This window comes from Pseudomonas sp. 2024-210, assembly GCF_045062345.1.
Classification (GTDB): Bacteria; Pseudomonadota; Gammaproteobacteria; order Pseudomonadales; family Pseudomonadaceae; genus Aquipseudomonas.
The window spans coordinates 129,940-151,161 of record NZ_JBJGEJ010000012.1 but is presented as its reverse complement, the minus strand read 5'-3'; the positions used below and the strand labels follow the sequence as shown (position 1 = coordinate 151,161).

At 60.1% G+C, this 21,222-nt stretch carries 19 protein-coding genes; 6 read left to right on the top strand and 13 right to left on the bottom strand.

Annotation, left to right across the window (positions count from 1 at the left end; all coding sequences use genetic code 11):
• Positions 1–310: 310 nt before the first annotated feature.
• Positions 311–589, bottom strand: coding sequence for a DUF1652 domain-containing protein (locus tag ACI7MX_RS16950; protein ID WP_314485392.1), 279 nt, complete (start codon positions 587–589; stop codon positions 311–313).
• Positions 590–828: 239 nt separating this feature from the next.
• On the opposite strand from ACI7MX_RS16950, the gene ACI7MX_RS16945 reads away from it, so the two are divergent.
• Positions 829–2,235: an NAD(P)/FAD-dependent oxidoreductase gene (locus ACI7MX_RS16945; protein ID WP_405585772.1), complete on the top strand. Its 1,407-nt coding sequence runs from the start codon at positions 829–831 to the stop codon at positions 2,233–2,235.
• A gap of 30 nt (positions 2,236–2,265) precedes the next feature.
• Here the strand turns inward: ACI7MX_RS16945 and ACI7MX_RS16940 are convergent, their stop codons facing one another.
• The 7 genes from ACI7MX_RS16940 to ACI7MX_RS16910 form a co-directional block, all read right to left on the bottom strand.
• Positions 2,266–3,255, bottom strand: coding sequence for a D-glycerate dehydrogenase (locus ACI7MX_RS16940; protein WP_314485397.1), 990 nt, complete (start codon positions 3,253–3,255; stop codon positions 2,266–2,268).
• Positions 3,256–3,260: 5 nt separating this feature from the next.
• The gene (locus tag ACI7MX_RS16935) at positions 3,261–4,556 is read right to left on the bottom strand and encodes an MFS transporter (RefSeq protein WP_314485400.1); all 1,296 of its coding nucleotides are present in this window, start codon (positions 4,554–4,556) and stop codon (positions 3,261–3,263) included.
• A 56-nt stretch (positions 4,557–4,612) separates the two neighbouring features.
• Complete coding sequence (locus tag ACI7MX_RS16930; RefSeq protein WP_314485403.1) at positions 4,613–5,557, bottom strand: sugar kinase; 945 nt, start codon at positions 5,555–5,557, stop codon at positions 4,613–4,615.
• Positions 5,550–6,332, bottom strand: a complete 783-nt coding sequence (locus ACI7MX_RS16925; RefSeq protein ID WP_405585767.1) for a sugar phosphate isomerase/epimerase family protein — start codon at positions 6,330–6,332, stop codon at positions 5,550–5,552. The genes ACI7MX_RS16930 and ACI7MX_RS16925 overlap by 8 nt, the downstream gene beginning before the upstream one ends.
• Before the next feature lie 84 nt (positions 6,333–6,416).
• Positions 6,417–7,442: a LacI family DNA-binding transcriptional regulator gene (locus ACI7MX_RS16920; protein ID WP_314485410.1), complete on the bottom strand. Its 1,026-nt coding sequence runs from the start codon at positions 7,440–7,442 to the stop codon at positions 6,417–6,419.
• A 154-nt stretch (positions 7,443–7,596) separates the two neighbouring features.
• Positions 7,597–8,340 (bottom strand): response regulator, encoded by a 744-nt coding sequence (locus ACI7MX_RS16915; protein ID WP_405585764.1) that lies wholly within the window; start codon positions 8,338–8,340, stop codon positions 7,597–7,599.
• Positions 8,341–8,349: 9 nt separating this feature from the next.
• A complete protein-coding gene (locus tag ACI7MX_RS16910; RefSeq protein WP_405585761.1) occupies positions 8,350–9,585 on the bottom strand; it encodes an ATP-binding protein in 1,236 nt (411 codons plus the stop codon).
• A 271-nt stretch (positions 9,586–9,856) separates the two neighbouring features.
• On the opposite strand from ACI7MX_RS16910, the gene ACI7MX_RS16905 reads away from it, so the two are divergent.
• Genes ACI7MX_RS16905 through ACI7MX_RS16885 form a run of 5 tightly spaced genes read left to right on the top strand, consistent with a single transcriptional unit; the run spans position 9,857 to position 15,238 of the window.
• A complete protein-coding gene (locus ACI7MX_RS16905; protein ID WP_314485416.1) occupies positions 9,857–10,879 on the top strand; it encodes an ABC transporter substrate-binding protein in 1,023 nt (340 codons plus the stop codon).
• 24 nt (positions 10,880–10,903) lie between these two features.
• On the top strand, positions 10,904–12,358 hold the full coding sequence (locus ACI7MX_RS16900) for a sugar ABC transporter ATP-binding protein (protein ID WP_314485418.1): 1,455 nt from the start codon (positions 10,904–10,906) through the stop codon (positions 12,356–12,358).
• A complete protein-coding gene (locus ACI7MX_RS16895; RefSeq protein WP_146387938.1) occupies positions 12,355–13,353 on the top strand; it encodes an ABC transporter permease in 999 nt (332 codons plus the stop codon). The genes ACI7MX_RS16900 and ACI7MX_RS16895 overlap by 4 nt, the downstream gene beginning before the upstream one ends.
• Positions 13,350–14,312 carry an ABC transporter permease gene (locus ACI7MX_RS16890; RefSeq protein WP_314485423.1) on the top strand — a complete coding sequence of 321 codons (963 nt, stop codon included), beginning with the start codon at positions 13,350–13,352 and terminating at the stop codon, positions 14,310–14,312. The genes ACI7MX_RS16895 and ACI7MX_RS16890 overlap by 4 nt, the downstream gene beginning before the upstream one ends.
• A 14-nt stretch (positions 14,313–14,326) precedes the next feature.
• Complete coding sequence (locus ACI7MX_RS16885; protein WP_405585755.1) at positions 14,327–15,238, top strand: SMP-30/gluconolactonase/LRE family protein; 912 nt, start codon at positions 14,327–14,329, stop codon at positions 15,236–15,238.
• Between the two features lie 130 nt (positions 15,239–15,368).
• Here ACI7MX_RS16885 and ACI7MX_RS16880 read toward each other — a convergent pair whose 3' ends face one another.
• The 5 genes from ACI7MX_RS16880 to ACI7MX_RS16860 all read right to left on the bottom strand — a co-directional run bounded on the left by ACI7MX_RS16880 (position 15,369) and on the right by ACI7MX_RS16860 (position 21,211).
• A complete protein-coding gene (locus ACI7MX_RS16880; RefSeq protein ID WP_122784229.1) occupies positions 15,369–15,785 on the bottom strand; it encodes a hypothetical protein in 417 nt (138 codons plus the stop codon).
• Between the two features lie 212 nt (positions 15,786–15,997).
• Positions 15,998–17,704 (bottom strand): FAD-dependent oxidoreductase, encoded by a 1,707-nt coding sequence (locus ACI7MX_RS16875; RefSeq protein ID WP_314485429.1) that lies wholly within the window; start codon positions 17,702–17,704, stop codon positions 15,998–16,000.
• A gap of 5 nt (positions 17,705–17,709) precedes the next feature.
• Positions 17,710–19,068 carry an MFS transporter gene (locus tag ACI7MX_RS16870; protein WP_405633905.1) on the bottom strand — a complete coding sequence of 453 codons (1,359 nt, stop codon included), beginning with the start codon at positions 19,066–19,068 and terminating at the stop codon, positions 17,710–17,712.
• 75 nt (positions 19,069–19,143) lie between these two features.
• Entirely contained in the window at positions 19,144–19,464 is a 321-nt protein-coding gene (locus ACI7MX_RS16865; protein ID WP_405585751.1) for an NIPSNAP family protein, read from the bottom strand.
• Positions 19,433–21,211 (bottom strand): FAD-dependent oxidoreductase, encoded by a 1,779-nt coding sequence (locus ACI7MX_RS16860; RefSeq protein ID WP_405585748.1) that lies wholly within the window; start codon positions 21,209–21,211, stop codon positions 19,433–19,435. Before ACI7MX_RS16860 ends, ACI7MX_RS16865 begins: the two co-directional genes overlap by 32 nt.
• Positions 21,212–21,222: the final 11 nt, after the last annotated feature.

Sequence of the window (21,222 nt, the reverse complement as noted above, 5' to 3'; positions counted from 1 at the left end):
CGTTCGGCGGCGCAGCCGTCGTAAATCCTGACACACCGAGGCGCCTGAATTTGCGATCGCTGCGCAATCGAACGTCGCCTTCGGCAACTGCTACGGGGGAAGCAGTCTCACGGCTGAAACGTTCGATCTCGTCTTCAACCGCTCGAATGACGCGGCCCTTCCAAGGACAACGCGTACTTTGAAGATCGGCGTGGAACTGTAGCCGCTGTCGAGGAACGAAGGCTGCGATCGGCGGCGTAGCCGTCGTAAAACCTGACACGCTTGCGAGCGCTGCGCGTCCGATCGCAGCCTTCGGCAGCGGCTAGAAGGGTCAAGCCAGCGCCTGCCAGGCCACTGGAGGGCTGAAACTTTCGAGTTCGTCTTCGACCGCTTGAATGATGCGGCCCACTTCGCCGGGGCTCATGACGGTTGCACAGGGGATGCCAGCAATGGCAATCAATGTTTCACCGCTTGCACGGTCAAACAGGCGGGCCACCATGCTTCTGGGCGCGTCCATGGTCGCCTCAAAGCCCATCGGATGAAAATGCCAGCGCATCAGTTGGCAGGCATTAGGGAAAGTAACCTTGTGATGCTCGGTGTGCAGGTTCATGGAGCGCTTCCTTTTGCTCAATGGATTTAACGATCAGAGGTGGCCCTGACCCTTCGTATTTGCGAGAGGTTCGTGTTCAAACCTATCATTCATATCGCTTGGCACAAGCCTTTTATCCCCCGCGCTTAGATTGTTTGGTCGTGCTTTGACGCAAATCATGCAGTGAAGCGATTTAGCCACCGTTCATGCGGTTCTACGCGGTAAAGTCCCCCCCTTGGTGCAACCGTCTGGAGTCGCAAATGCCTGCATGGCGCTCAATCAGCTTATGGATGGATCAGCTTGAGGAGGACCTCAGCCCCAGGCCATCCCTTGAACAGGATCTGGATGTCGATGTGGCGATCATCGGTGCCGGTTATACCGGCCTGTGGACGGCTTACTACCTCAAGCGGCATGCACCTGAGCTGAGCATCGCCATTGTCGAGGCGCAAACGGCGGGGTTTGGCGCTTCGGGGCGTAATGGCGGCTGGTTGATGGGCAATCTGCTGGGCGAGGACCGGCTGCTTGCAGCGCTGTCGCCTGAGCGCCGACGCGAGTCGTTCGATCTATTGCATGCCATTCCCGATGAGGTGAAGTCGGTCATTGATCGTGAGGGTATCGACTGTGATTACCGCAAAGGCGGCGCGTTGTATTGCGCAGCGCGTTACCCGGAGCAGGAAAGCAGCTTACGGCGTTATTTAGCGGATCTTTACGCCCAAGGTTTGAACGAGTCCGACTACCGCTGGTTAACCCGCGACGAATTGGCTCAACAACTGCGCGTAGCCAAGCCTTATGGCGGGATTTTTACGCCGCATGTCGCGACCCTTCATCCGGCCAGGCTGGTTCGGGGTCTTGCCCGGGCCGTGGAGCGCATGGGCGTGCACATTTTTGAGCAAAGCCCGGTCACCCATTGGCAGTCGGGCCTTGTGCGTACGGCCAAGGCACAAGTACGCAGCCGTTGGTTGGTGCCAGCGGTCGAGGGTTACGCCACTACCCTGAACGTGCTGGGACGCTATCAATTGCCGGTGCAGAGCCTGATTGTGGCCACCGAGCCTTTGTCATCAGCGCTGTGGGACGAGATCGGTCTGTCGCAGGGTCAGGCTTTCAGCGAATTCAGCAAACAAGTGACCTATGGCCAGCGTACCGCGGATAACCGTCTGGTGTTTGGCGCACGCGGCGGCTATCAGTGGGGTGGACGTCTGCGGCACTCTTTCGATCTCACCGCCAACGAAATCGAACTGCGCCGTTATTTGTTCGGTGAGCTGTTCCCGGCGTTGAAAAACGTCACCCTAACTCACGCTTGGGGCGGCAATCTGGGCATGGCGCGCAGGTTTCAACCGCATATGCTCTGTGACCGTTCACAAGGGGTTGCGCTGGCCGGTGGCTATGGCGGCGAAGGCGTTGGGGCCAGCCATCTGGGAGGCCGCACGCTGGCCGACCTGATTTTGCAACGCGACACCCTTGAGGTTAAACAGCCGTGGGTCTTGACCGAGGGCGGGTTAGGCGCGCTTAAGGCGTGGGAGCCGGAGCCTTGTCGCTGGTTGGGATACAACGCCGTGATCCGCAGTTTTGTCTATGAAGATAAAACCTTGGCCAACCCCGACAGCCCGCCCTGGCGTCGGCAGTTGGCACAGCGGTTAGCCGGGTTTATGGAGGGCCAGATGCACTAGAACTCCATGCCCGGCACCATCAAGGGTGGCTCAGCGCAGGGCCTGCGGGTTGACCAGATTGGCCGGGCGCGTACCGGCCAATGCTGCCAGCAGGTTGTCCACCGCGCAGCGGGCCATGGCTTCACGGGTCTCAAAGGTGGCCGAGCCGATATGCGGCGTCGCCACCACGTTGTCCAATTGCAATAAAGGCGACGTCGGTTCCAGCGGTTCGCGCACGAACACGTCCAGCCCGGCACCGCGAATCTGGCCTTGCTGCAAGGCGTTGATCAGCGCCAGCTCGTCTACCACCTTGCCGCGAGAAATATTGATAAAGATGCTCTCAGGGCGCATCAGGGCAAATTGCTCGGCGCCCATCAGGTTTTCGGTCTGAGGGGTCAAGGGCAGGGTCAGGCAAACAAAGTCAGCTTGTTGAAGCAATTCTTCCAGACTGCGGTATTGCGCGTTAAAGCGCGCCTCAACAGCCGGCTTGGGCGAGTTGCTGTGGTAGATCACCGGCATGCCAAAGCCGAAGTGCCCGCGCTGGGCCAAGGCTTCGCCAATGCGGCCCATGCCGATAATGCCCAGGGTTTTGCCATGCACATCCGTGCCGAAATGCTCCGGCCCGACGTTCTTTTTCCAATGGCCATTGCGCACCAGGTTGGCCAGTTCCACGACGCGTCGGGCGCTCGCCAGAATCAGGGCAAAACCCGTATCCGCCGTGGTTTCGGTCAGCACGTCCGGGGTGTTGGTCAGCAGGATCTTGCGTTCGCTCAGGTAATTGATGTCGTAGTTGTCAACGCCGACAGAGACGCTGGCAATAGCCTCAAGGCGCGGCGCCAAATCCAGCAGGGTGGCGTCCAGCTTAAGGCTGGCACCCAGCAAACCCTGGGCGTGGGGCAAGGCGGCGCGCAGTTGGTCCAGGCCCTGAGCATCGAGTTTCTCGATCAGGGTCACGTTGGCGTGTTCTTCGAGGCGCTGCATCAGTGCATCGGAGAGTTTTTTGTACAGCACGACATGTTTTTTCAAGGCAGTCACCGACATGTAATTCAAGAGTGGGCTAGACGGGGCGCAGCCAGCCGGGTAGGCGCTGCGGTGTCATTGACCGTGGGTTTGAGCATCAGCGTGAGCAGGACGGATATCAGCAGTGCGCCGCTCATCAACAGGAAGGAAGCGCCCGGCGAGCCGGTTTCGCTGTTCAGGTAGCCGACCAGATACGAACCGCCAAACGAGCCCAGCGCGCCCATGCTGTTGATCAGCGCCATTGCACCGCCGGCCACGTTGGAAGGCAGAATCTCCGGGATAATGGCGAAAAACGGGCCATAAGGGGCATACATGCAGGCACCGGCAATCACCAACAAGGCGTAGGACCACCAGAAGTGTTCGGCACCCAGTGCGTAGGAGCCGTAAAAGGCAATCGAGGCGAGCAGCAGCGGAGGCCAGACGAAGCGTTTACGTTTTTGCAGTTTGTCCGAGCCCCACGACACTGCCAGCATGGCGATCACGGCCGCGAGATAGGGCAGGGCCGAGAGCCAGCCCGCTTCGATCATGTCCATCTGCGCGCCTTGCTTGAGAATCGACGGCAGCCACAGCACGAAGCCGTAGACGCCAATGCTCCAGCAAAAGAATTGCAAAGACAGCAGGATGACTTTGGGCGAGCGGAAGGCGGCGGCGTAGTTCTTGACCGGCTTGATGCCGACCTGTTCGGCATCCAGTGCGCTTTGCAGGTCTTGTTTTTCCTCAGAACTGAGCCATTTGGCGTCGCTTGGGCGGTCATCCGCCAGACGCCACCAGATAAACGCCCAGAGCACGGCAGGCAAGCCTTCGATGATAAACATCCAGCGCCAGCTGTAATGCTGCACCAGGTAGCCCGAGACCACCGACATCCACAACATGGTCACCGGGTTGCCGAGGATCAGAAAGGTATTGGCTCGTGAGCGTTCGGCACGGGTGAACCAGTGGCACAGGTACACCAGCATGGCAGGCATCACTGCGGCCTCAACCACGCCGAGCATAAAGCGGATCACGATCAGCGTGTAGGCGTTGGACACCACGCCGGTCAGCGTGGCCAGACTGCCCCAGAGAATCAGGCTGACAAAAATCAGCTTTTTAACGCTGTTTTTCTGCGCATAAATCGCCCCGGGCACCTGAAAGAAAAAGTAACCGAGGAAGAACAACGCGCCCAGCAATGACGACAGGCCGGGAGTGATATTAAGGTCGGCGGCCATGCCTGAGGCGGCGGCAAAACCGTAGTTGGCGCGGTCAAGGTAGGCCAGGCTGTAGGTGATAAATACGATCGGCATGATGTACCACCACCGACGGGCCGCGAGTTTTAGCGATTGCATGGTAAGTCTCCTGAGCTTGTTGTTTTTGTCGCAGCAGGTACGGGTAAGGTCAGACATCAGGTCGTTGCGAGGTACTGCTCCAGTTCGGCGCGGGTCGGCAGCCCTTCCATGTCGCCACGGCTTTGCACGGCACGGCTGCCAATCCAGTTAGCGCGCTGTACGGCCTGGGTCATGCTGAGGTTGTCCAGCAGCGCACTGATGACCCCCACGGCAAAGCCATCGCCCGCGCCAACGGTGTCGACGACCTTGGCCACCGGCACGGCAGGGACGAAGGCTTGATCGTCGGCGGTACGGAAGTAGGCGCCATCAGCCCCCAGTTTGATAATCACCGCTTCGCTGCCCTGATCGAGGTAAAACGCGGCGATGTCGGCCGGGGTGTCGTAGCCGGTGAGCAAGCGTCCTTCGCTCAAGCCCGGCAACACCCAATGGGCATGGGCGGCGAGGGCGTTGATGTCGCGGATCATCTGCGACTCGCTGGCCCACAGTGAGGGTCGCAGGTTGGGGTCGAACGACACCGAATGACCCGCCTCACGCATGGCTTTCATCAATGCGAAGGACAGCTCATTGCAACTGGCAGAAAGGGCCGGTGGAATACCGGTCGCGTGCAAGTGCCGCGCCTCCAGCAAGGCAGGCGTAATGGCGGCGCAGCTCATGTGGCTGGCGGCCGAGCCACGGCGGAAATACTCCACCTGCGGGTCGCTGCCATCCTCTACCCGGGACTTGAGTTGAAATCCGGTCGGATGCTGCAGATCAATCTCGACGTGCTGGCAGTCCAGCCCTTCCTTTTGCAGGGTGTCGAGGATGAACCGGCCAAACGAGTCGTTACCGACGCGGCTTAGCCATTTGACCTTGAAGCCCAGGCGCGCCAAGCCAATTGCCACATTGTTATCGGCGCCGGCGATGCGTTTATGAAACTGCCCGACGTGGGCCAGATCGCCCGTGTGGTCGGCGACCAGCATGGCCATGGTTTCGCCAAACGACAGCACATCAAAGTCAGACATGGCTCAGCTCCTGTTGGGCGTGGCTCAGCGTAGCCAATACGGCGACGTGTTCCTGGGTCAGCCAGTCGAGGTCGTTGCCTTGTAGCGGGTATTCGACGGCACGGGTCAGTCCGTGGGGCATATGGCTCATCAGCTGCCGCCACATGTGCAAGTCAGTGGCCGTAGGCGGTGTGGCAATCAACTTGCCATCCGGGCGGCGTGCCACGCCCTTGCAGTGCAGGTAAGTGACATAACGGCCCAGCAAGCGGGCGGCGGTGCTGGCCGACTGGTCTTGCCACTGCCAGTTACCAATGTCGAAAGTCATGCTGATCGGGGCGCGCTGCTGGTCGACCTTGTCGAAGAAACGTTGCATCGGCTCGATGCGACCGCCCTGTGAGGTCTGGTCGTTTTCCACCAGCAATTGCACGGGCTGCTGGTTCAGGCAGGCGGTCAGATTGGGCAGATCGCAGTGCTCGGTGAAATAGCCCAGCGAGACTTTCAGCCATTTGGCCCCGAATGCATGGGCGCGCGCCAAGGTGGCGAGCAGTTGCGGGTTGGGCCGTGACTGGCCGGCTTCCCACAGTTCCATAGGTGAAGAGTACACACACTCAAGTCCGTGCTGCTGCACGGCGTGGCTGAACGTGGCCGGGTCTTCATCGGTCAACAGTTCTTCACGCAATTCGATACGTGTTGCGCCAGCACTGGCCAAGACTTCAATGAAACTGCCCTGGCCGCGTTGGCGTACGAGGTCGGCGCCGTAGCTCGACAAGCTGATGGAAACGGGAAATGTGGTCATTGTTATTAATCTCTGAAACCGGTTTCATTTTTTGTTATGACACATCACTGATAACCCGTGCAGCGGGCTGCCAGTCACAACATCTTAGGTATTGGGTGGTTGCGTGGAGCCGCGAACAATCAATTGCGCGGCAAAATCCAGCGCGCGGGCCGGGCTCTTGTCGCCATTAAGGCGTTTAAACAGGCAATCAAAGGCACTGGCGCCGATCTGTTGGGTGGGTTGGGCGAGGGCGGTGATGCCGTTGCCCACCAGCGGGAACCAGTCCAGGTCATCGAGGGCAATCAGGCCCACGTCTTCAAACAGTCGGCAGTTCAAATCGCGCAAGACCTGCGTGCACGCTAGCGCCGCCACGCCATTGGCGCAGAACAGGGCTTTGTGACCGTTGCCAGGTGAGTGCAGGAAAGACTGAATGTCGGCCAGCAACTGCGGACCGGTTTGCACGACCGCGCCCTTGAGTGACGGGTGCTCGGCCAGTTGCGAGGTGAAGCTGTGAATGCGCTCGACCCGGGAGCTGGTGCCATCAATCGGTTCGCTGACCATCAGCACGTCGCGATAGCCTTGTTGTTGCAGGTGCTCAAGGGCCATTCGAACCGCGCCGGGGTTATCCAGCCCGACCAGGTCGCTGTGCAGGTGTTCGACTTTTCGGTCAATCAAGACGACGGGCATTTCCTGATGCAGGGCTTGCAGCGCATCCGGATGATGACCCAAGGTATTAAGAATCAAGCCTTCGATGGTGTAAGAACGCAAAGCTGCGAGGTGCTGGCGTTCCTGTTCATGATCGCGATCGGTGTTGCACACCACCAAGTTATAGCCGTGTTGACGGCAGGCGGTCTCGACACCGTGCATCACTGCAATCGAATAGGGGTTGCGAATATCGGCCACCAGCATGCCGATCAGTCGGGTGCGACCGCGCTTCAAGCCACGAGCCATTTGGTTGGGACGATAGCCCAGCTCGTTGATGGCACGCTCGATGCGCTCGGCAATGGCCTTGGAGAGCAGGGCGCGGTCTTCGCCTATAAAGCGCGACACGCTGGCCTTGGACACCCCGGCACGTTGGGCTACATCGAGCATGGTGACGCGGCTGCGCTGGGCAGCAGAAAAACTGTTCACGGCCTGAAACCTTTTATTGGTGTTATCGCAGGCGATTTCACGCTAGGGCGCTGAAACCGGTTTCAGGAAAACTCAAATCACCTGCTGGCGTCAAGTGACGTTTATCGGCTGTCTTGCAGAAATGAACACGCAGGTTCGACACCGGGGCCGCCGGTCAATGTTTCGAGTGGTTAAAGCGCGGGTCCTTTAGCCATGCCTGCAGTTCGATTTCAGCCTGCTCCAGCGCTGTGCGGTTGAGCAGTTTGCGCAGCAGGGCCACATTGACCGCCCTTGCGCGCAGGTTGAAGGCCGGCGCGCTGCCAGTGTCCTCGCCGGGTTGGCGCACGCCGAGCTTCTCATACAACTGTTGCAAGCGATTCTGCACGCTGCGCAACGACAGATTTCGGCGCTGGGCAATGATACGGTCGGTCAGCCCCAGGGCGATGTCTTGCAGGACTTCGTATTCGGTGTCGGTCAGGCCCAGCAACTGGTTCTGGCTTTTCTGTTGAACCCCGCGCACTTCCCGGTCAATCACGCACTGCTGTTCGATAAACAGGCTGCGCAGGGCCAGGCGCAGTCGGTCTTCGGAGGCGGTCTTGAGGATATAACCGTAGGCTGCGCCTTCAGGCACGATGCGTGAAATGCCTCGTACATAGGCTTCGTCGGCGTAGTTGGACCAGAACATGATCGAGGTGTGCGGTCGCTCGTGCCAGATTGCCCGTGCCGCTTCAACACCAGTGCGGCGTGGCATCTGCAAGTCCATGACCACGCAAGTAACGGCAAATTCATGCGCCAGTCGCTCGCCCACCAAGCCGTCTTCGGCTTCGTGCAGGCGCACGCATTCCGGTAACGCACCTTCTATGACTTCTTTGAAAAAGGCGCGGTGCACCGGATCGTCTTCTATTAACAGGATTTCCATGATCTGTTCCTAAAGCAGCGATGGCAGCGGCAGGCTCACTTGCACACAGGTGCCTTTGCCGTTCGGGCCTTTGTCGATGTGCACGTGGGCACTGAGCAGTTGCGCGCGAATTTGCATGTTCTTGATACCCCCGGTTTCCAGCCGACTGGCGCTGTCCAGCCCCAGGCCGTCATCGAGGATAGTCAGGCACAGATGGCTGGCGGTGGCGGTGATTTCAACGATGATCGCGTGGGGCGCGGCGTGTTTGATGGCGTTGTTGACCGCCTCCTGAATAATCCTGAACAGGGCAATTTTTTGCGGCTCGGCCAGGTCATTGGCCAGCCCGTCGGTGTCATCGCGCAACTGCGTGACGATGGCCAGCCCGCTGTTGCGTACGCTGCGCAGCAGCAGGTCTTCAAGGCCTTCGACAAAACCGAACAGTTGCAGGATGGTCGGTTTGACCGCGTCGATGATCAGGCGAAGCTCTTGCATGCTTTCGTGCAAGGCCTGAGTGACAGGCGCCAGTTCGGTGGCGGGTACGCTGTCGAGTAATTGCAAGCGGGCGAGGCGCCGGTGCAGGCGGGTCATATCCGCCAGTGTCTGGTCGTGCAGGTCCATGCCGATGCGTTGACGCTCGTTTTCCAGCTCTTCAGTCAGGCGCAGCACGCCCAGACGCAAGCCTTCTTCGCGGGCACGGATTTGCGCTTCGGCGATGGCCAGTTGTTTGGCCTGCTCGGTCTGGCGCAGGGCATACAGGTAGGACGCCAGCAGGTCGGCCACGTGCTGGGTGTGGCGCACGTCATCGAGGGTGTAGAAATTGGCCACGTGGGTCGAACAACTTAATGCGCCGATCACCTCGCCGCGGGCGCGCAAGGGCACATGCAGGCGACTGCGCAAGCGGGCATCGAAAATCGGGTTATTCAACGCACCGGGGAACTGAAAGCGTTCATCGATCATGGCGTCATCACTGAGGATATACGGATCCACCCCCAGCAGCAGGCTGCGGATCGGACTGCGTACTATCTCCAGCGGGTGAATTGCAAAGTCGCTCCAGGCGGTGTGCAGACCGGTCTCGTACGCCGACAGGTGATTGTCGTCATCGAGCAGCAGGCTGACGTCCAAGTGGTCGTGGGGCAGGATAAAGCGGATCTCTTCGGACACCGCTTCAATCATCGACTGAAAGTCCAGACGCCCGGCGAGTGCCCGGGAAATGCCGAGAAAGTGGTGGAGTACATTTTCAGCCGCAATGGGGACTCTTTGCGTCATGCCCGGACATCCGTCAAAAGGCCCACCCAGTGGCGGCCCAAGGCTCGATTATGCCCCAAAGGGACGCGCACGCACGTTGAATAACGCTGCATGAAGACGCGTTTCTTTTGCGGGATCCCGCAGGTTATTTGCGCGCAAAGGGTATCAAGTGTGCAGTAACGCTCCAGACACAGGGCCGTTGGCCGATCAGACTGGAAACGTTGCACAGTAATCAGGCACGACCGAATTAATCGGCGGCCTCTGGCCCACAATAATAAAAAGGGTTTTTGTCATGGAACGTCACTCTCTGCGTTGTGCCTTGCTGTCCACTGCCTTACTGCTCACCCCCTTTGTTTGCGCCCAGGCCGACACGGCAGATAAAACCATTGCCTTGTCCAATAACTACGCCGGTAACTCGTGGCGTCAAAGCATGCTTGCCAGCTGGCAGAACACCACCGATCAGGCGGTCAAAGCCGGGATTATCCAGGGCGCCGACTCGTTTACCACTGGCGAAAACCAGGCGACTGAGCAAGCGGCGCAAATCCAGAACCTGATCCTTCAAGGCTATAACGCCATCGTCATTGATGCGGCGTCGCCCACCGCGCTGAACGGCGCGGTGAAGCAGGCCTGCGATGCCGGGATTATCGTGGTCTCATTCGACGGCATCGTCACTGAGCCGTGCGCTTACCGTATCTCCATGGACTTCAAGCAAAGTGGCCTGGATGGCATGGATTACCTGGCCAAGCGCTTTCCGGATGGCGCCAACGTGCTGCAAGTTCGTGGGTTGGCCGGGGTTTCGGTGGATGAGTTGATCCATTCCGGCGTGGTGGCCGGGGCGAGCAAGCACCCGCAGTTGAAAATCGTCGGTTCGGTCAACGGCAACTGGTCGCAGACTGCCGCACAAAAAGCCGTGGCCGGGATCTTGCCCAGCCTGCCGAAAATCGACGCGGTGGTGACTCAGGGTGATGACGGCTTCGGCGTGGCCCAAGCCTTTACCGCTGCGGGTCGACCACTGCCGGTTATTGTCTTCGGCAACCGCGAAGAAGAACTGTCGCTGTGGAAGAAGCAAAAAGACGCCAACGGCTATCAAGCGTTCTCGATTTCCAGCGCACCGAGCATTTCCAGCCTCGCGTTTTGGGTCGCTCAGCAATTACTCGACGGCAAGCAAATGCCCCATGACCTGTTATCGCCCGCCATTAGCGTGACTCAGGACACCCTCGAAAGCTCGCTGGCCGGGTTGGAAAAGGGCGGCATTGTCAGTCACGTCTACAGCGTTGACGACGTTGCGCAACTCAAGAGCCCCGTAGCGCAGTAAGCGCCCCCCGCCGAGGATAGAGTCATGACTGTGACCCACGCATCGCTGGTTGACCTCATGGGGGTCAGCAAGCGTTTCGGCGCCGTGCGCGCTTTAAATGACGTTGACCTGAATTGCCGGGCTGGCGAATGTCTGGGCCTGATCGGTCACAACGGCGCCGGTAAATCGACCCTGATGCACATTTTGGCGGGCACCTTGCGCGCCGATACGGGCTCATTGCTCATGGGCGGCATGGATGTGCGCAGCGGCTACTCGGTGCAAGTGGCTCGCCAGCACGGTATCCGCTGTGTCTTTCAGGAACTGTCGCTGTGCCCCAATCTCACCGTGGCCGAAAACACGCGGCTGATGTGCCCCGGTTTACGTGGCTTTGGCTGGCGGCGTAAAGCCGGCGCGCTGATTATGCAGACCCTCAACAGCATCTTCCCGGGGCATGGCATCAACCCGGCGGACGTAGTGGCCGACTTACCGATCGGTCAGCGGCAGATGGTTGAAATCGCTCGCGCCTTTACTTGCGTCGACGAGCATCTGGCACTGGTCATTCTGGATGAACCGACGTCATCTCTGGACGCCCGGGTCGCCGAGCAACTGCTGGCGCACGTGCGCCGCTACGTTGAAGGCGGCGGTTGCGTGGTGCTGATCAGCCATATCCTCGGTGAAATGCTCGCCACGTGCGATCGCATTGCAGTGATGAGCGACGGTTGTGTGGTCGATGTGCGCGCTGCCAGTGCGTTTACCCATGCTTCGTTGGTGGCGTCGATGGGCACGGTGGCCAAACCTCAGGATGAACAACAGGTGTTCATCTCCAAGCGCGAAAGTCAGTCGCCCGTGGTCAATCAGCGGCCGGCTCGTCAACAAGACAGCCAGACCGTGGCTGCCTGGGCCGGGGAAATTGTCGGGTTGGCCGGGTTGGCCGGGCAGGGGCAAAGCCAATGGCTGGTGCAGTTGTTGCGTGAGCGCATTGGCGCTGGTCAGCGTGTCGCGCTGGTGGCCGGTGATCGCCAGACTGACGGGGTGTTCAGCCTGTGGTCGATTGCCGAGAACATCACCATCAGCTCGTTGGCGGCTCTAAAACGCGGCGTGCTGATCGACCCCCAGGCCGAGCAGGCAATGGCGGCCAAGTGGCAACAACGGATGGCCATTCGCACGCCGGACATGAACCAGCCGATTATGTCGCTGTCGGGCGGCAACCAGCAAAAGGCCCTGTTTGCCCGCGCATTGGGCAGTGACAGCGATCTGATATTGATGGACGACCCGATGCGTGGGGTTGATGTGGGCACCAAACGCGAGGTCTACGCCATCATCAAAGAGGAGGCTGCTCGCGGACGCACGTTCATCTGGTACACCACGGAGCTTGAAGAACTGGACCATTGCGATCACATCTACGTGTTTCGCGCAGGCCAAGTGGTGGCCGACATGGCCCGGGATCAATTGAGCGAAGCGCAGATTCTGCGCAGTTCCTTTCAGGAGGAGGTGGCATGAACGCGCCTCAACCCATGACGTTAAAACCTCAACCCTTGCTTACGACCACGCCCTCGGCTGCGTTCAATCGTGCACGCCTGCTGCGCAATGCTTTACCGGCGGTGTCGCTGGTGGTGCTGCTGGCGACCATCTTTATCATGCAGCCGCGTGCCATGAGCTACATGGGCATGAACCTGATGCTCAATCTGGCGGTACCGATCGCGTTGGCGACCATTGCGCAGATGCTGATCATCACCGTCAACGACCTGGATTTGTCACTGGGTAGCTTTATCAGCTTCGTGGCCTGCGTGGCCGCGACCTTGCTCAATGACCATCCGTGGCTGGGCTGTCTGGCACTGGTGGGCTGTATAGGCGTGTACGCCTTGCTCGGCGCACTGATTCATATCCGCCAGTTACCGGCGATTGTGGTGACGCTGGGCATGTCGTTTATCTGGATCGGTGGCGCGGTGCTGCTCCTGCCCGCGCCCGGTGGCAGCGCGCCGCAATGGTTGCAGGCGCTGGTCAAGATCAAGACACCGTTATTGCCGTTTGCCGTGGTGGTGTGCGTGCTGCTGGCGATTGCCGTGCACCTGTTTTTGATGCGCTCGACACTGGGCGTGGTACTGCGCGGTGCCGGGGGCAACCCGCTGGCGATTGCCAAGGCGGGCTGGTCGCTGCTGCGGATCAAGGTCACGTTGTACGCGATGGCTGGCTGTTTTGGGGTGTTGTCGGGTCTGTTTCTCGTGGGTTTGACCACTTCGGCCGACGCCAATATGGCCCTGCGTTACACCTTGCTGTCGATAGCCGGAGTGATTTTGGGCGGTGGCGAATTTACCGGCGGGAGGGTGTCGCCCATCGGTGCTGTGCTGGGCGCCTTGACCCTGGTGCTGGCCGGCTCACTGCTGTCCTTTATCCGCATCTCGCCGGACTGGCAGATTGGCGCCCAGGGCGCGATTCTGATTTTGGTGCTGGCCCTGCGCACTGCCGTTAACCGCCTTGAGGTACGTCCGGTATGAACCTGTCCCTGCCTATCAATCGCGTGCGCAGCAAACCCTGGTTGTGGTCGTTTCTGGCCGCGCTGCTGGTGTGGCTGGCCACGCTGGCCTTTACCCGTGGCGAAGGCGCTGCCGCGCTGACGTCGGGTGCGCTGGCCTTCTCGGCGTTTTTTGTCATCGTCGGGGTGGGACAGATGTTCGTCATCACCACCGGGCCCGGCAATATCGACTTGTCGATCCCGGCCAATATCGCCCTGAGCGGCGCGGTCGGGATGAAGCTGATGGACGGCCAGGACGGCTTGATCGCACTGGGCGTAGCCGGTGTTTTGGCTGTGGGCGTGTTGATCGGTTGTGCCAACTACGCCCTGATTCGCGTGCTGCGTATTCCGCCGATCATCGCCACCTTATCCGCCAGTTTCCTGTTGCAGTCGATGGCGATCGCCTACGGTCGCAGCGTGAGGATTGCGCCACCGGAGCTGTTCTATCAATTCTCCACAGGCAAAGTACTAGGTATCCCGTATTTGGCCTTGGCGGTGGGCGTACTGACGGTTGTCGCCGGTTATGTGTTGAGCCGCAGTCTGTATGGCCGCTGGACGCTGGCCGTGGGCCAGAACATGCGCGCAGCCGAGTTGGCGGGCGTAAGGGTAGAACGTGTGCGGTGGGCCACCTACGTACTGAGTGCGGTGTTTGCCAGCGTGTGCGGCGTGGTGTTGGCGGGTTTCTCCGGTGGCGCCTCGCTGAGCATGGGCGATGAATACCTGTTGGCCTCCATTGCAGTGGTCGTGATTGGCGGCACTTCGGTGGCCGGTGGTTTTTCCAACGTGCCGGGGCTGTGGGGCGCTGCGCTGTTTCTGTATTTGCTGGTCAGTATGCTCAACACCTTCGGCGCCAGTGCCGGTGTGCGGTTGATCCTGACTGGCGTGATCATTATTGCGGTGATAGCCGCCGTCAGCGGGCGTAAAAGCCTGCGCAGCCTTTAAGCAAGGACTCCTTTATGAGCGACGATATTTACGAATTCCACGACCCGCGCTTTCGCAGCCTGACCTTGCCCAACACCCAGCTTGAACGCCTTTACGACCAGTGCCGCTGGGCGGAAGGCCCGGTGTGGTTCAACGATGGTGGCTATCTGCTGTGGAGCGACATCCCAAACGAACGCATCTTGCGCTGGACGCCGGAGCAGGGCGTGTCGGTGTTTCGTCCGGCGTCCAACTTCGCCAATGGCAACACCCGTGATCGTCAAGGGCGGCTGGTGACCTGCCAGCACGGCACCCGCAGCGTCACACGCACTGAGGCCGATGGCAGCATCACCGTGTTGGCGGATCAGTTTGAAGGCAAGCGTCTTAATTCGCCCAACGACGTGGTGGTGCACAGTGACGGTGGCATCTGGTTCACCGACCCGACCTACGGCATTCTCAGTGACTACGAAGGCTATCAGGCGGAACCCGAGCAGAGCGGGCACAATGTTTACTGCATAGACCCGCAGACACTGGACATTGCCTGTGTGGCCGATGATTTTGAACAGCCCAACGGCCTGGCGTTTTCCCCGGATGAGCACACGTTGTACATCGCTGATTCGGCGCGTTCTCATGATCCGGACGGGGCCCACCATATCCGTGCCATTCAAGTGATAGACGGGTGCCGATTGGGTGCGTCGCGGGTGTTGGCTCATGTTGAACCGGGCATCCCGGACGGGCTGCGCATCGACGTACAGGGCAACATCTGGACCAGCGCGGGTGACGGGATTCAGTGTTTCGACGCCGATGGCGTGCTGCTGGGCAAAATCAAACTGCCCGAGAAGGTCGCCAACTTGACCTTTGGCGGGCCTCGGCGCAACCGCCTGTTTATCGCGGCCAACACCTCGTTGTACATGATCCACGTGGCCGTGGCGGGCGCGCAGGTGCCTTGATCAAGCCCGGCAGTGGGGGTGTGTCTGATGCAGCGGATTGAAGGGTTTTACGACGGCTTTGCCGTCGATCGCAGCCTCGCAGAGCTCGTCAGTGGCTACAGGAACGTTGCCCGGCTTGAGGTTACGTTCCTTAAGCCGAGGTACTGACCATCGACCCCGAACTGCTGCCGCCCTGGGCCAGCACGGCCTGCAACAAAGCTGCGGTCGCTGTTTGCAGCGCCGCAGCCGTCGCCGTGATTTGCGCTTGAGCACCTGCAATCGCCGCGGCCTTGGCGTCCGCGCTCTGTTCGCTGGACTGGATGCGCTGTAACGCTTGCTGCTGTTGCTGAAGCTGTTTCTGCAACTGTGCGATCTGCTTCTTCAGCTGTTTCACGATGTCGGAACTGTCATCGCTGCTCTCGGCAGAGGCACCCGATGTCGCCTTGGTATTGATCTTCTGCGGCTGCGCCGCTGTTCCCGTCTCGCTTACCGCAGCGTTGTCCGGGGCTTGAGTGGCCGCCCCAGGAATGCTGATGCCTGCTCCAAGGCTCGGGATGCTGCTGACCATGGCGTTTGTCCTTTAAACCTTAAGTTGTTCAAGGTCATCGGCAGGCGAGGCGAGGTCTTTAGGCTCAAGACTGACTGATTACGTCGTGGAGGACTTCCCCTTATCAGCGAGTCGCCCCCCCAATCCTCAACGAAGGCAAGTTCACCCCTGAACAGTACACTGCGGATGCGGCGCGTGCGCCAGGCCTCGCACTTCAACCCATACCTGCCTGCTTATCCCTGATCTGCCTGACTGGCGAGTGTTTTTCCGGCGATGTAGCCAAACGTCATGCCGGGCCCCAGTGTGATTCCTCCGCTGGGGTAATAGCCCTGCATGATGCTGTTCATGTCATTGCCCACAGCAAATAAGCCCGGTATTGGCCGGCCATGATTATCCAGCACCCGGGCACACGCATCGGTATTGAGCCCGGCGAAAGTGCCGAGGCTGCCGGGCACCAGCTTTACCGCGTAGAAAGGCCCATGGCGCAAGCTGCCGAGCGAAGGGTTGGGAGCATGCCGCGACTCTCCTTGAGCGCGGTTGTACAGCGACTCCCCACGCTGAAAAAATGGATCGCATCCCTTCTCTGCGTATTCATTGAATGTGCTGACCGTGGCTTGCAACTGTGTCTCATCAATCGCGCATTGCCGCGCCAGACCTGCCAGGGTTGCGTCCTTGAACAGATAGCCTTGGTGAACATACGGCGCCGTAGGGAACGGAAAGGGTTTCGACCAGCCCAGCCCATAACGGCGTTGCGCACGGTGATCGCAGACAAGCCACGAGGTGGTCGTTTGCCCGGGGCCGGAGCTATCGAACACAGAGCACATATAGTCGTGGTAGGAATCAGCCTCGTTAACGAAGCGTCGGCCATCTTGACGCACGGCAATGAACCCGGGTTTTGCGCGCTCCATCAAATGGGGAAAGCCACTGAATCCGCCATCGGCGCGCGGTACCCGTGACACCGGCGCCCACGCGGCGGCATTGGGCAAGTCCTGTGCAATGCCCGCGCCGACACTTTCGCCCAGGCGCAGGCCATCGCCGGTATTGCCTTTGGGGGCCGCACTTAAATGCTCGGTGCCATTGGGCGCATGGGGGAAGAGACGGGCGATGCGTTGTTGATCATGGGGGAATCCACCGCAGGCCAGTACCACGCCACGTCGTGCACGGATTTCAAGCAATTGTCCAGACCGCTCCACCCGTGCGCCGACTACCCGTTCACCCTCGCGAAGAAGCCCGCGCACCGGCGTCTCTGTCAGCAGTCGGACCTTGCGATCTACCGCGCTCTTGAGCAGTCGCGCCACCAGTGCATTGCCATTTACTAAGTGCATGCCGCGCCCATGGCGGATCAGGTCGCGAGCATGGCGCAGCAAGCGCCTGGCGGTATACAGGGCTGAGGCCGGGGAGCGCCGGGCATTGAGCAGATGGTTGAGATCGGCACCGCCTGCAATGCCCATCCCGGCCAGGCTGATGATATCCAGCGGGCGCCGCAGTTTTTTAATCCAGGGGCCCAGTCGCCGACCATCGAACGGTTGTGCGCAGACCGAGCGACCACCTTTGGAGAACCCTTCGCGGGCATGAAAATCAGGCATTTGGCTGCCGGAGAAAAACTGCACGTCGGTATGGCGCTGGAAGAACTCGACCATTAGCGGGCCCTGTTCGAGGAACATCTCCATGCGAGAGTCGAGCACCTCGCAATGCAGTTCATTGCGCAAATAGGTCCTGGACTGCTCAAGCTCTTCAACTATCCCGTCAGCCACGGCCAGTGGGTTCCGGGGAATCCACAACCAGCCGCCCGACCACGCGCTGGTCCCACCCAATACCGGTTCTTTTTCTGCGACGATCACGTCGAGTCCAAGTTCGGCGGCGGTGACCGCAGCTGCCAGGCCCGAAGCGCCGGAACCTACGACCAGGACATCACAGAACATTGGCTGGTTATTTTGCATAAGGGTTACCGCAACAAGGAGTGAGGTTGGGCCAGACCGGCCGGTGGCATGACATTGCCCTTGAGGAACACCGCGATGCCTGCGATCAGGGCCGGGACTGCCAAGGCGGTAAAGACGGTTGCGAATGTCCAGCCGGCCCCGAGCATGTGGGCTCCGGCGAACCCGCTGGCGATTGAACCCAGCCCGCCGATGCCGCGCATCCAGCTAACACCGGTTGCGCGCGCCTGGGTGGGATAAAAATTGGCTGCCAGTGCATACATGCAGGCGTTTGCGCCGTTCATGCAGAACCCGGCCGCCGCCGCCAGCAGGGCAAACAAGGCGAAGCCGTGGCTGGCGGTGCCGATCAGGTAAATCGCCAGGCCGCCGATCAGGTAAACCACAGCGAGTGTGCGGTGCGGGTTACTGCGATCAATGAACCAGCCCAGTAACAGCGAACCGGCAGTCCCGCCAAACTGGAATAAAGCCGTGATCAGCGCAGCGTCGCTAACGCTCAGGCCATTGTTCTTAATCAGCGTCGGCAACCAGCTGCCCAACAAGTAGACCAAGAACAACCCCATGAAATAGGTCAGCCACAGCAGTAAGGTGCCGGTAAAAAAGCCTTTGGAGAGAATCTGCCCGATCGGGCTGCAGACAGTGGCGGGGGCCTCGTCAACGCTAAAGCATACTTGCCCGTTAGCCAGATCCGGTGCCAGTTGTTGGATGATCCGGGCACTGCGCGCGTGGTGCCGGGCAGGTTGTCGGGCGACCAGCCAGCGCAAGGATTCAGGCATGGCGCTGATTAATAGGGGTAATGCCAGTAAGGGCAGCAGGCCGCCCACCAGCAAGATGCTTTTCCAGCCGAAGACCGGAATCATGTAAGCCGAAGTAAACCCGCCCGCTGCGGCGCCAAAAGTGAAGCCGCTGAGCACGACGGTAATTAGCATCGATCGGCGCTGCAGCGGTGTGTACTCACTGACCATGGTCCCGGCGTTGGGCATGGCCGCCCCCAGGCCAAGGCCCGCCAGCAGCCGCAGGGCCACCATCCAGTCCAGGTTGGGGGCGAAAGCCGAGGCCAGGGTCAGTGCGCCGAAGAATGCTACGGCGCAAATCAGCACCGGCTTGCGTCCCACACGGTCAGCCAGGGGCCCGGCAATCAGGGCACCGATGGCTACGCCGATCAGCCCCGCACTCATGACCGGGCCCAGGCTCAGATTGCTGACAGCCCAGTCGCGGGCCAATTCAGGGGCAATGAAACCCATGATTGCGACATCGAAACCATCCAGGGCGATGACCAGAAAACACAGCAGCACTATTCGCCACTGCATAGGGGTCATGGGGCGGGTGTTGATCAGTTGGTCGACATTAACCGACGGCAGGGCGCTCATGGCGGCCTCCATTATTGTTCTTATTAGAGAGGGCTCAGCCGCTTGCAGGTGCAAGCGGCTGAAGGGTGTGGTCAATCAGTTCAAAGGTGAAAAATCGGTCGGGCGCAGCAGTCGGGTCTCCAGGGTTACCACGGCGTCCAGTTCTTTGTTCTGGCTGGCGAAGGCCTGCCAGCGCTGGTCGGCTGCCATTGCGCTACGGCGGGCAATACGATCGTCGAGGCTGGTATAGCTCCAGATATGCACCACTTGATTGGCCTCGCCAAATTCGGTGGTGAAGAAACCCACCAGATTGCCCAGATACTCTTGCTGCACGGCCAGCGCAGCGCTTTTATACAGGGCCAGCCAGTCACCGAGTTTGGTGGGTTTAATGGTGTAAGTGCGCAGTTCGTAATACATGGTTTTCTCCAGTGTGAGACAGGTGTGAAGCGGGCTCTTGCAACCGGCGGGCGATATCGTTCGCCGCTAGATAGCCGAAAGTGAGGCCGGGACCCAGCGTGATTCCGGGACCGGGATAGGTGCCGTCCATGATCGAATTCATTTCATTGCCCGCGGCATAGAGGCCCGGGACAGGAACACCCAGTCGGTTCAGTACGTTGCCCCGGGCATTGGTGACCAGCCCGCGGGCAGAACCGAGGTCACCGGTAAACAACTGGATGGCGTAATAGGGCGCCTTGCGCAGCGGCCTGATGCATGGATTGGGGGTATGCAGGGGGTCGCCCATATAGCGGTTGTAGGCGGTGCTGCCCTTGCCGAACTGCTGGTCTATACCCTGTTCGGCGTCGGCGTTGAACTGCGTCAGGGTCTGCTGGAGGTTGCCAGCATCAACCCCGGTCATAGCAGCCAGTTGCGCCAGGCTGTCGGCACGCAACAGGTAGCCGGCATCAATCAGCGCGCTGTTGTCCACCGGCCGTGGCCGCGCCAGGCCCAGGCCATAAGTGTTGAGCGCATCAGCATCGCAAATCAGCCAGCAAGGCGCATTGGCGCCTTCGTTGGCGAACATGCTTTCGACAAAGCTGTGATAGGAGTCGGACTCATTGACGAAACGCCGGCCCGCGCCATTGACTGCGATCACTCCGGGTTTGGCACGGTCGGTCACAAGATGGGGGAAGCGCTCCACACTGCCATCAGCCTTATGCAACACCGAGACTGGGGCCCAGAAGAAGTTGGCCTTGAGGTGTTCGCCCATTGCCGCCTGAACCGAAGCTGCCAGCTGGTGCCCATCGCCGGTATTGGTGGCAGGCGACATGCTCCAGTGTGGCGCACCTGTGACCGGTCGCAGTTCGGCTGCCCCGGGGCTTGCGGCGCCCCCACCGGTGGCCAGCACGACGCCGCCCTGAGCGAGTACCGAGCGGGTCTGACCGCGCCAGCTGATCCGGGCACCTGTGACCCTTGAGTGCTCGACTATCAATGATTCTGTAGAGGCTTGCAGCCACAGGTCGACACCATTGGCCAGGGCCGTGGTGGCCAGGCGGGCGATCAATGCATTTCCGACCGTGAGGCGGGTACCACGCGGGTGACTGATGCGGTCTATGGCATAACGCCCCATCAGTTTGAGGCAGTGCCAGAGCGATTTCGCAGAGCTTTTGCAACTGAGGAAGTGCTGTATATCTACGCGATTGACCATCATGCCGCCGAACAACAGCATGCCGTCCGGTGGCCGTTGCAGGTCTTTGAAATGCTCGCCCAGCCGGCGCCCGTCGTACTCGTCGATTTCCAGTGCACGGCCAGTCTGCGTACCGCCGGGCAGGTCAGGGTAATAGTCCGGGGACAGCGGGCGCAGGCTGTATTTCAGTTCGCTGTGGGTTTGCAGATAGCGCAGGGCTTCACGTCCCTGTTCGATAAAAGCCTCGATCAGTTCGGGTTTATAGCCTTTGCCGATCACCTGCTTGAGGTAACTGCGCATCTGTTCTGCCGGCAGATGGTGGCCAGCTGCCCGAGCTTGATCGGTATCGTGCAGCCACACCGCGCCGCCGGAAATTGCCGATGTGCCGCCAAAGGCCGCGGCTTTTTCCACCAGCAATACTTTGAGGCCCCGGCTACTGGCCGTTACTGCGGCGGCGAGCCCTGCAGCGCCACTGCCCAGGATAATCACGTCATAACTCAGGGCAGGAACTTGTGTTGGCGGGGGAGTCGTTTTAGTCATGGTTCATCACC

What these genes read in the sequence shown, in the direction of transcription:
- ACI7MX_RS16935 (WP_314485400.1), bottom strand. Translation starts at nt 4,556, where the DNA reads ATGCAATCGCTAAAACTCGCGGCCCGTCGGTGGTGGTACATCATGCCG.
- ACI7MX_RS16905 (WP_314485416.1), top strand. Translation starts at nt 9,857, where the DNA reads ATGGAACGTCACTCTCTGCGTTGTGCCTTGCTGTCCACTGCCTTACTG.
- ACI7MX_RS16940 (WP_314485397.1), bottom strand. Translation starts at nt 3,255, where the DNA reads ATGTCGGTGACTGCCTTGAAAAAACATGTCGTGCTGTACAAAAAACTC.
- ACI7MX_RS16895 (WP_146387938.1), top strand. Translation starts at nt 12,355, where the DNA reads ATGAACGCGCCTCAACCCATGACGTTAAAACCTCAACCCTTGCTTACG.
- ACI7MX_RS16870 (WP_405633905.1), bottom strand. Translation starts at nt 19,068, where the DNA reads ATGAGCGCCCTGCCGTCGGTTAATGTCGACCAACTGATCAACACCCGC.
- ACI7MX_RS16865 (WP_405585751.1), bottom strand. Translation starts at nt 19,464, where the DNA reads ATGTATTACGAACTGCGCACTTACACCATTAAACCCACCAAACTCGGT.
- ACI7MX_RS16950 (WP_314485392.1), bottom strand. Translation starts at nt 589, where the DNA reads ATGAACCTGCACACCGAGCATCACAAGGTTACTTTCCCTAATGCCTGC.
- ACI7MX_RS16915 (WP_405585764.1), bottom strand. Translation starts at nt 8,340, where the DNA reads ATGGAAATCCTGTTAATAGAAGACGATCCGGTGCACCGCGCCTTTTTC.
- ACI7MX_RS16885 (WP_405585755.1), top strand. Translation starts at nt 14,327, where the DNA reads ATGAGCGACGATATTTACGAATTCCACGACCCGCGCTTTCGCAGCCTG.
- ACI7MX_RS16925 (WP_405585767.1), bottom strand. Translation starts at nt 6,332, where the DNA reads ATGACCACATTTCCCGTTTCCATCAGCTTGTCGAGCTACGGCGCCGAC.
- ACI7MX_RS16875 (WP_314485429.1), bottom strand. Translation starts at nt 17,704, where the DNA reads ATGCAAAATAACCAGCCAATGTTCTGTGATGTCCTGGTCGTAGGTTCC.
- ACI7MX_RS16910 (WP_405585761.1), bottom strand. Translation starts at nt 9,585, where the DNA reads ATGACGCAAAGAGTCCCCATTGCGGCTGAAAATGTACTCCACCACTTT.
- ACI7MX_RS16880 (WP_122784229.1), bottom strand. Translation starts at nt 15,785, where the DNA reads ATGGTCAGCAGCATCCCGAGCCTTGGAGCAGGCATCAGCATTCCTGGG.
- ACI7MX_RS16890 (WP_314485423.1), top strand. Translation starts at nt 13,350, where the DNA reads ATGAACCTGTCCCTGCCTATCAATCGCGTGCGCAGCAAACCCTGGTTG.
- ACI7MX_RS16930 (WP_314485403.1), bottom strand. Translation starts at nt 5,557, where the DNA reads ATGTCTGACTTTGATGTGCTGTCGTTTGGCGAAACCATGGCCATGCTG.
- ACI7MX_RS16900 (WP_314485418.1), top strand. Translation starts at nt 10,904, where the DNA reads ATGACTGTGACCCACGCATCGCTGGTTGACCTCATGGGGGTCAGCAAG.
- ACI7MX_RS16860 (WP_405585748.1), bottom strand. Translation starts at nt 21,211, where the DNA reads ATGACTAAAACGACTCCCCCGCCAACACAAGTTCCTGCCCTGAGTTAT.
- ACI7MX_RS16945 (WP_405585772.1), top strand. Translation starts at nt 829, where the DNA reads ATGCCTGCATGGCGCTCAATCAGCTTATGGATGGATCAGCTTGAGGAG.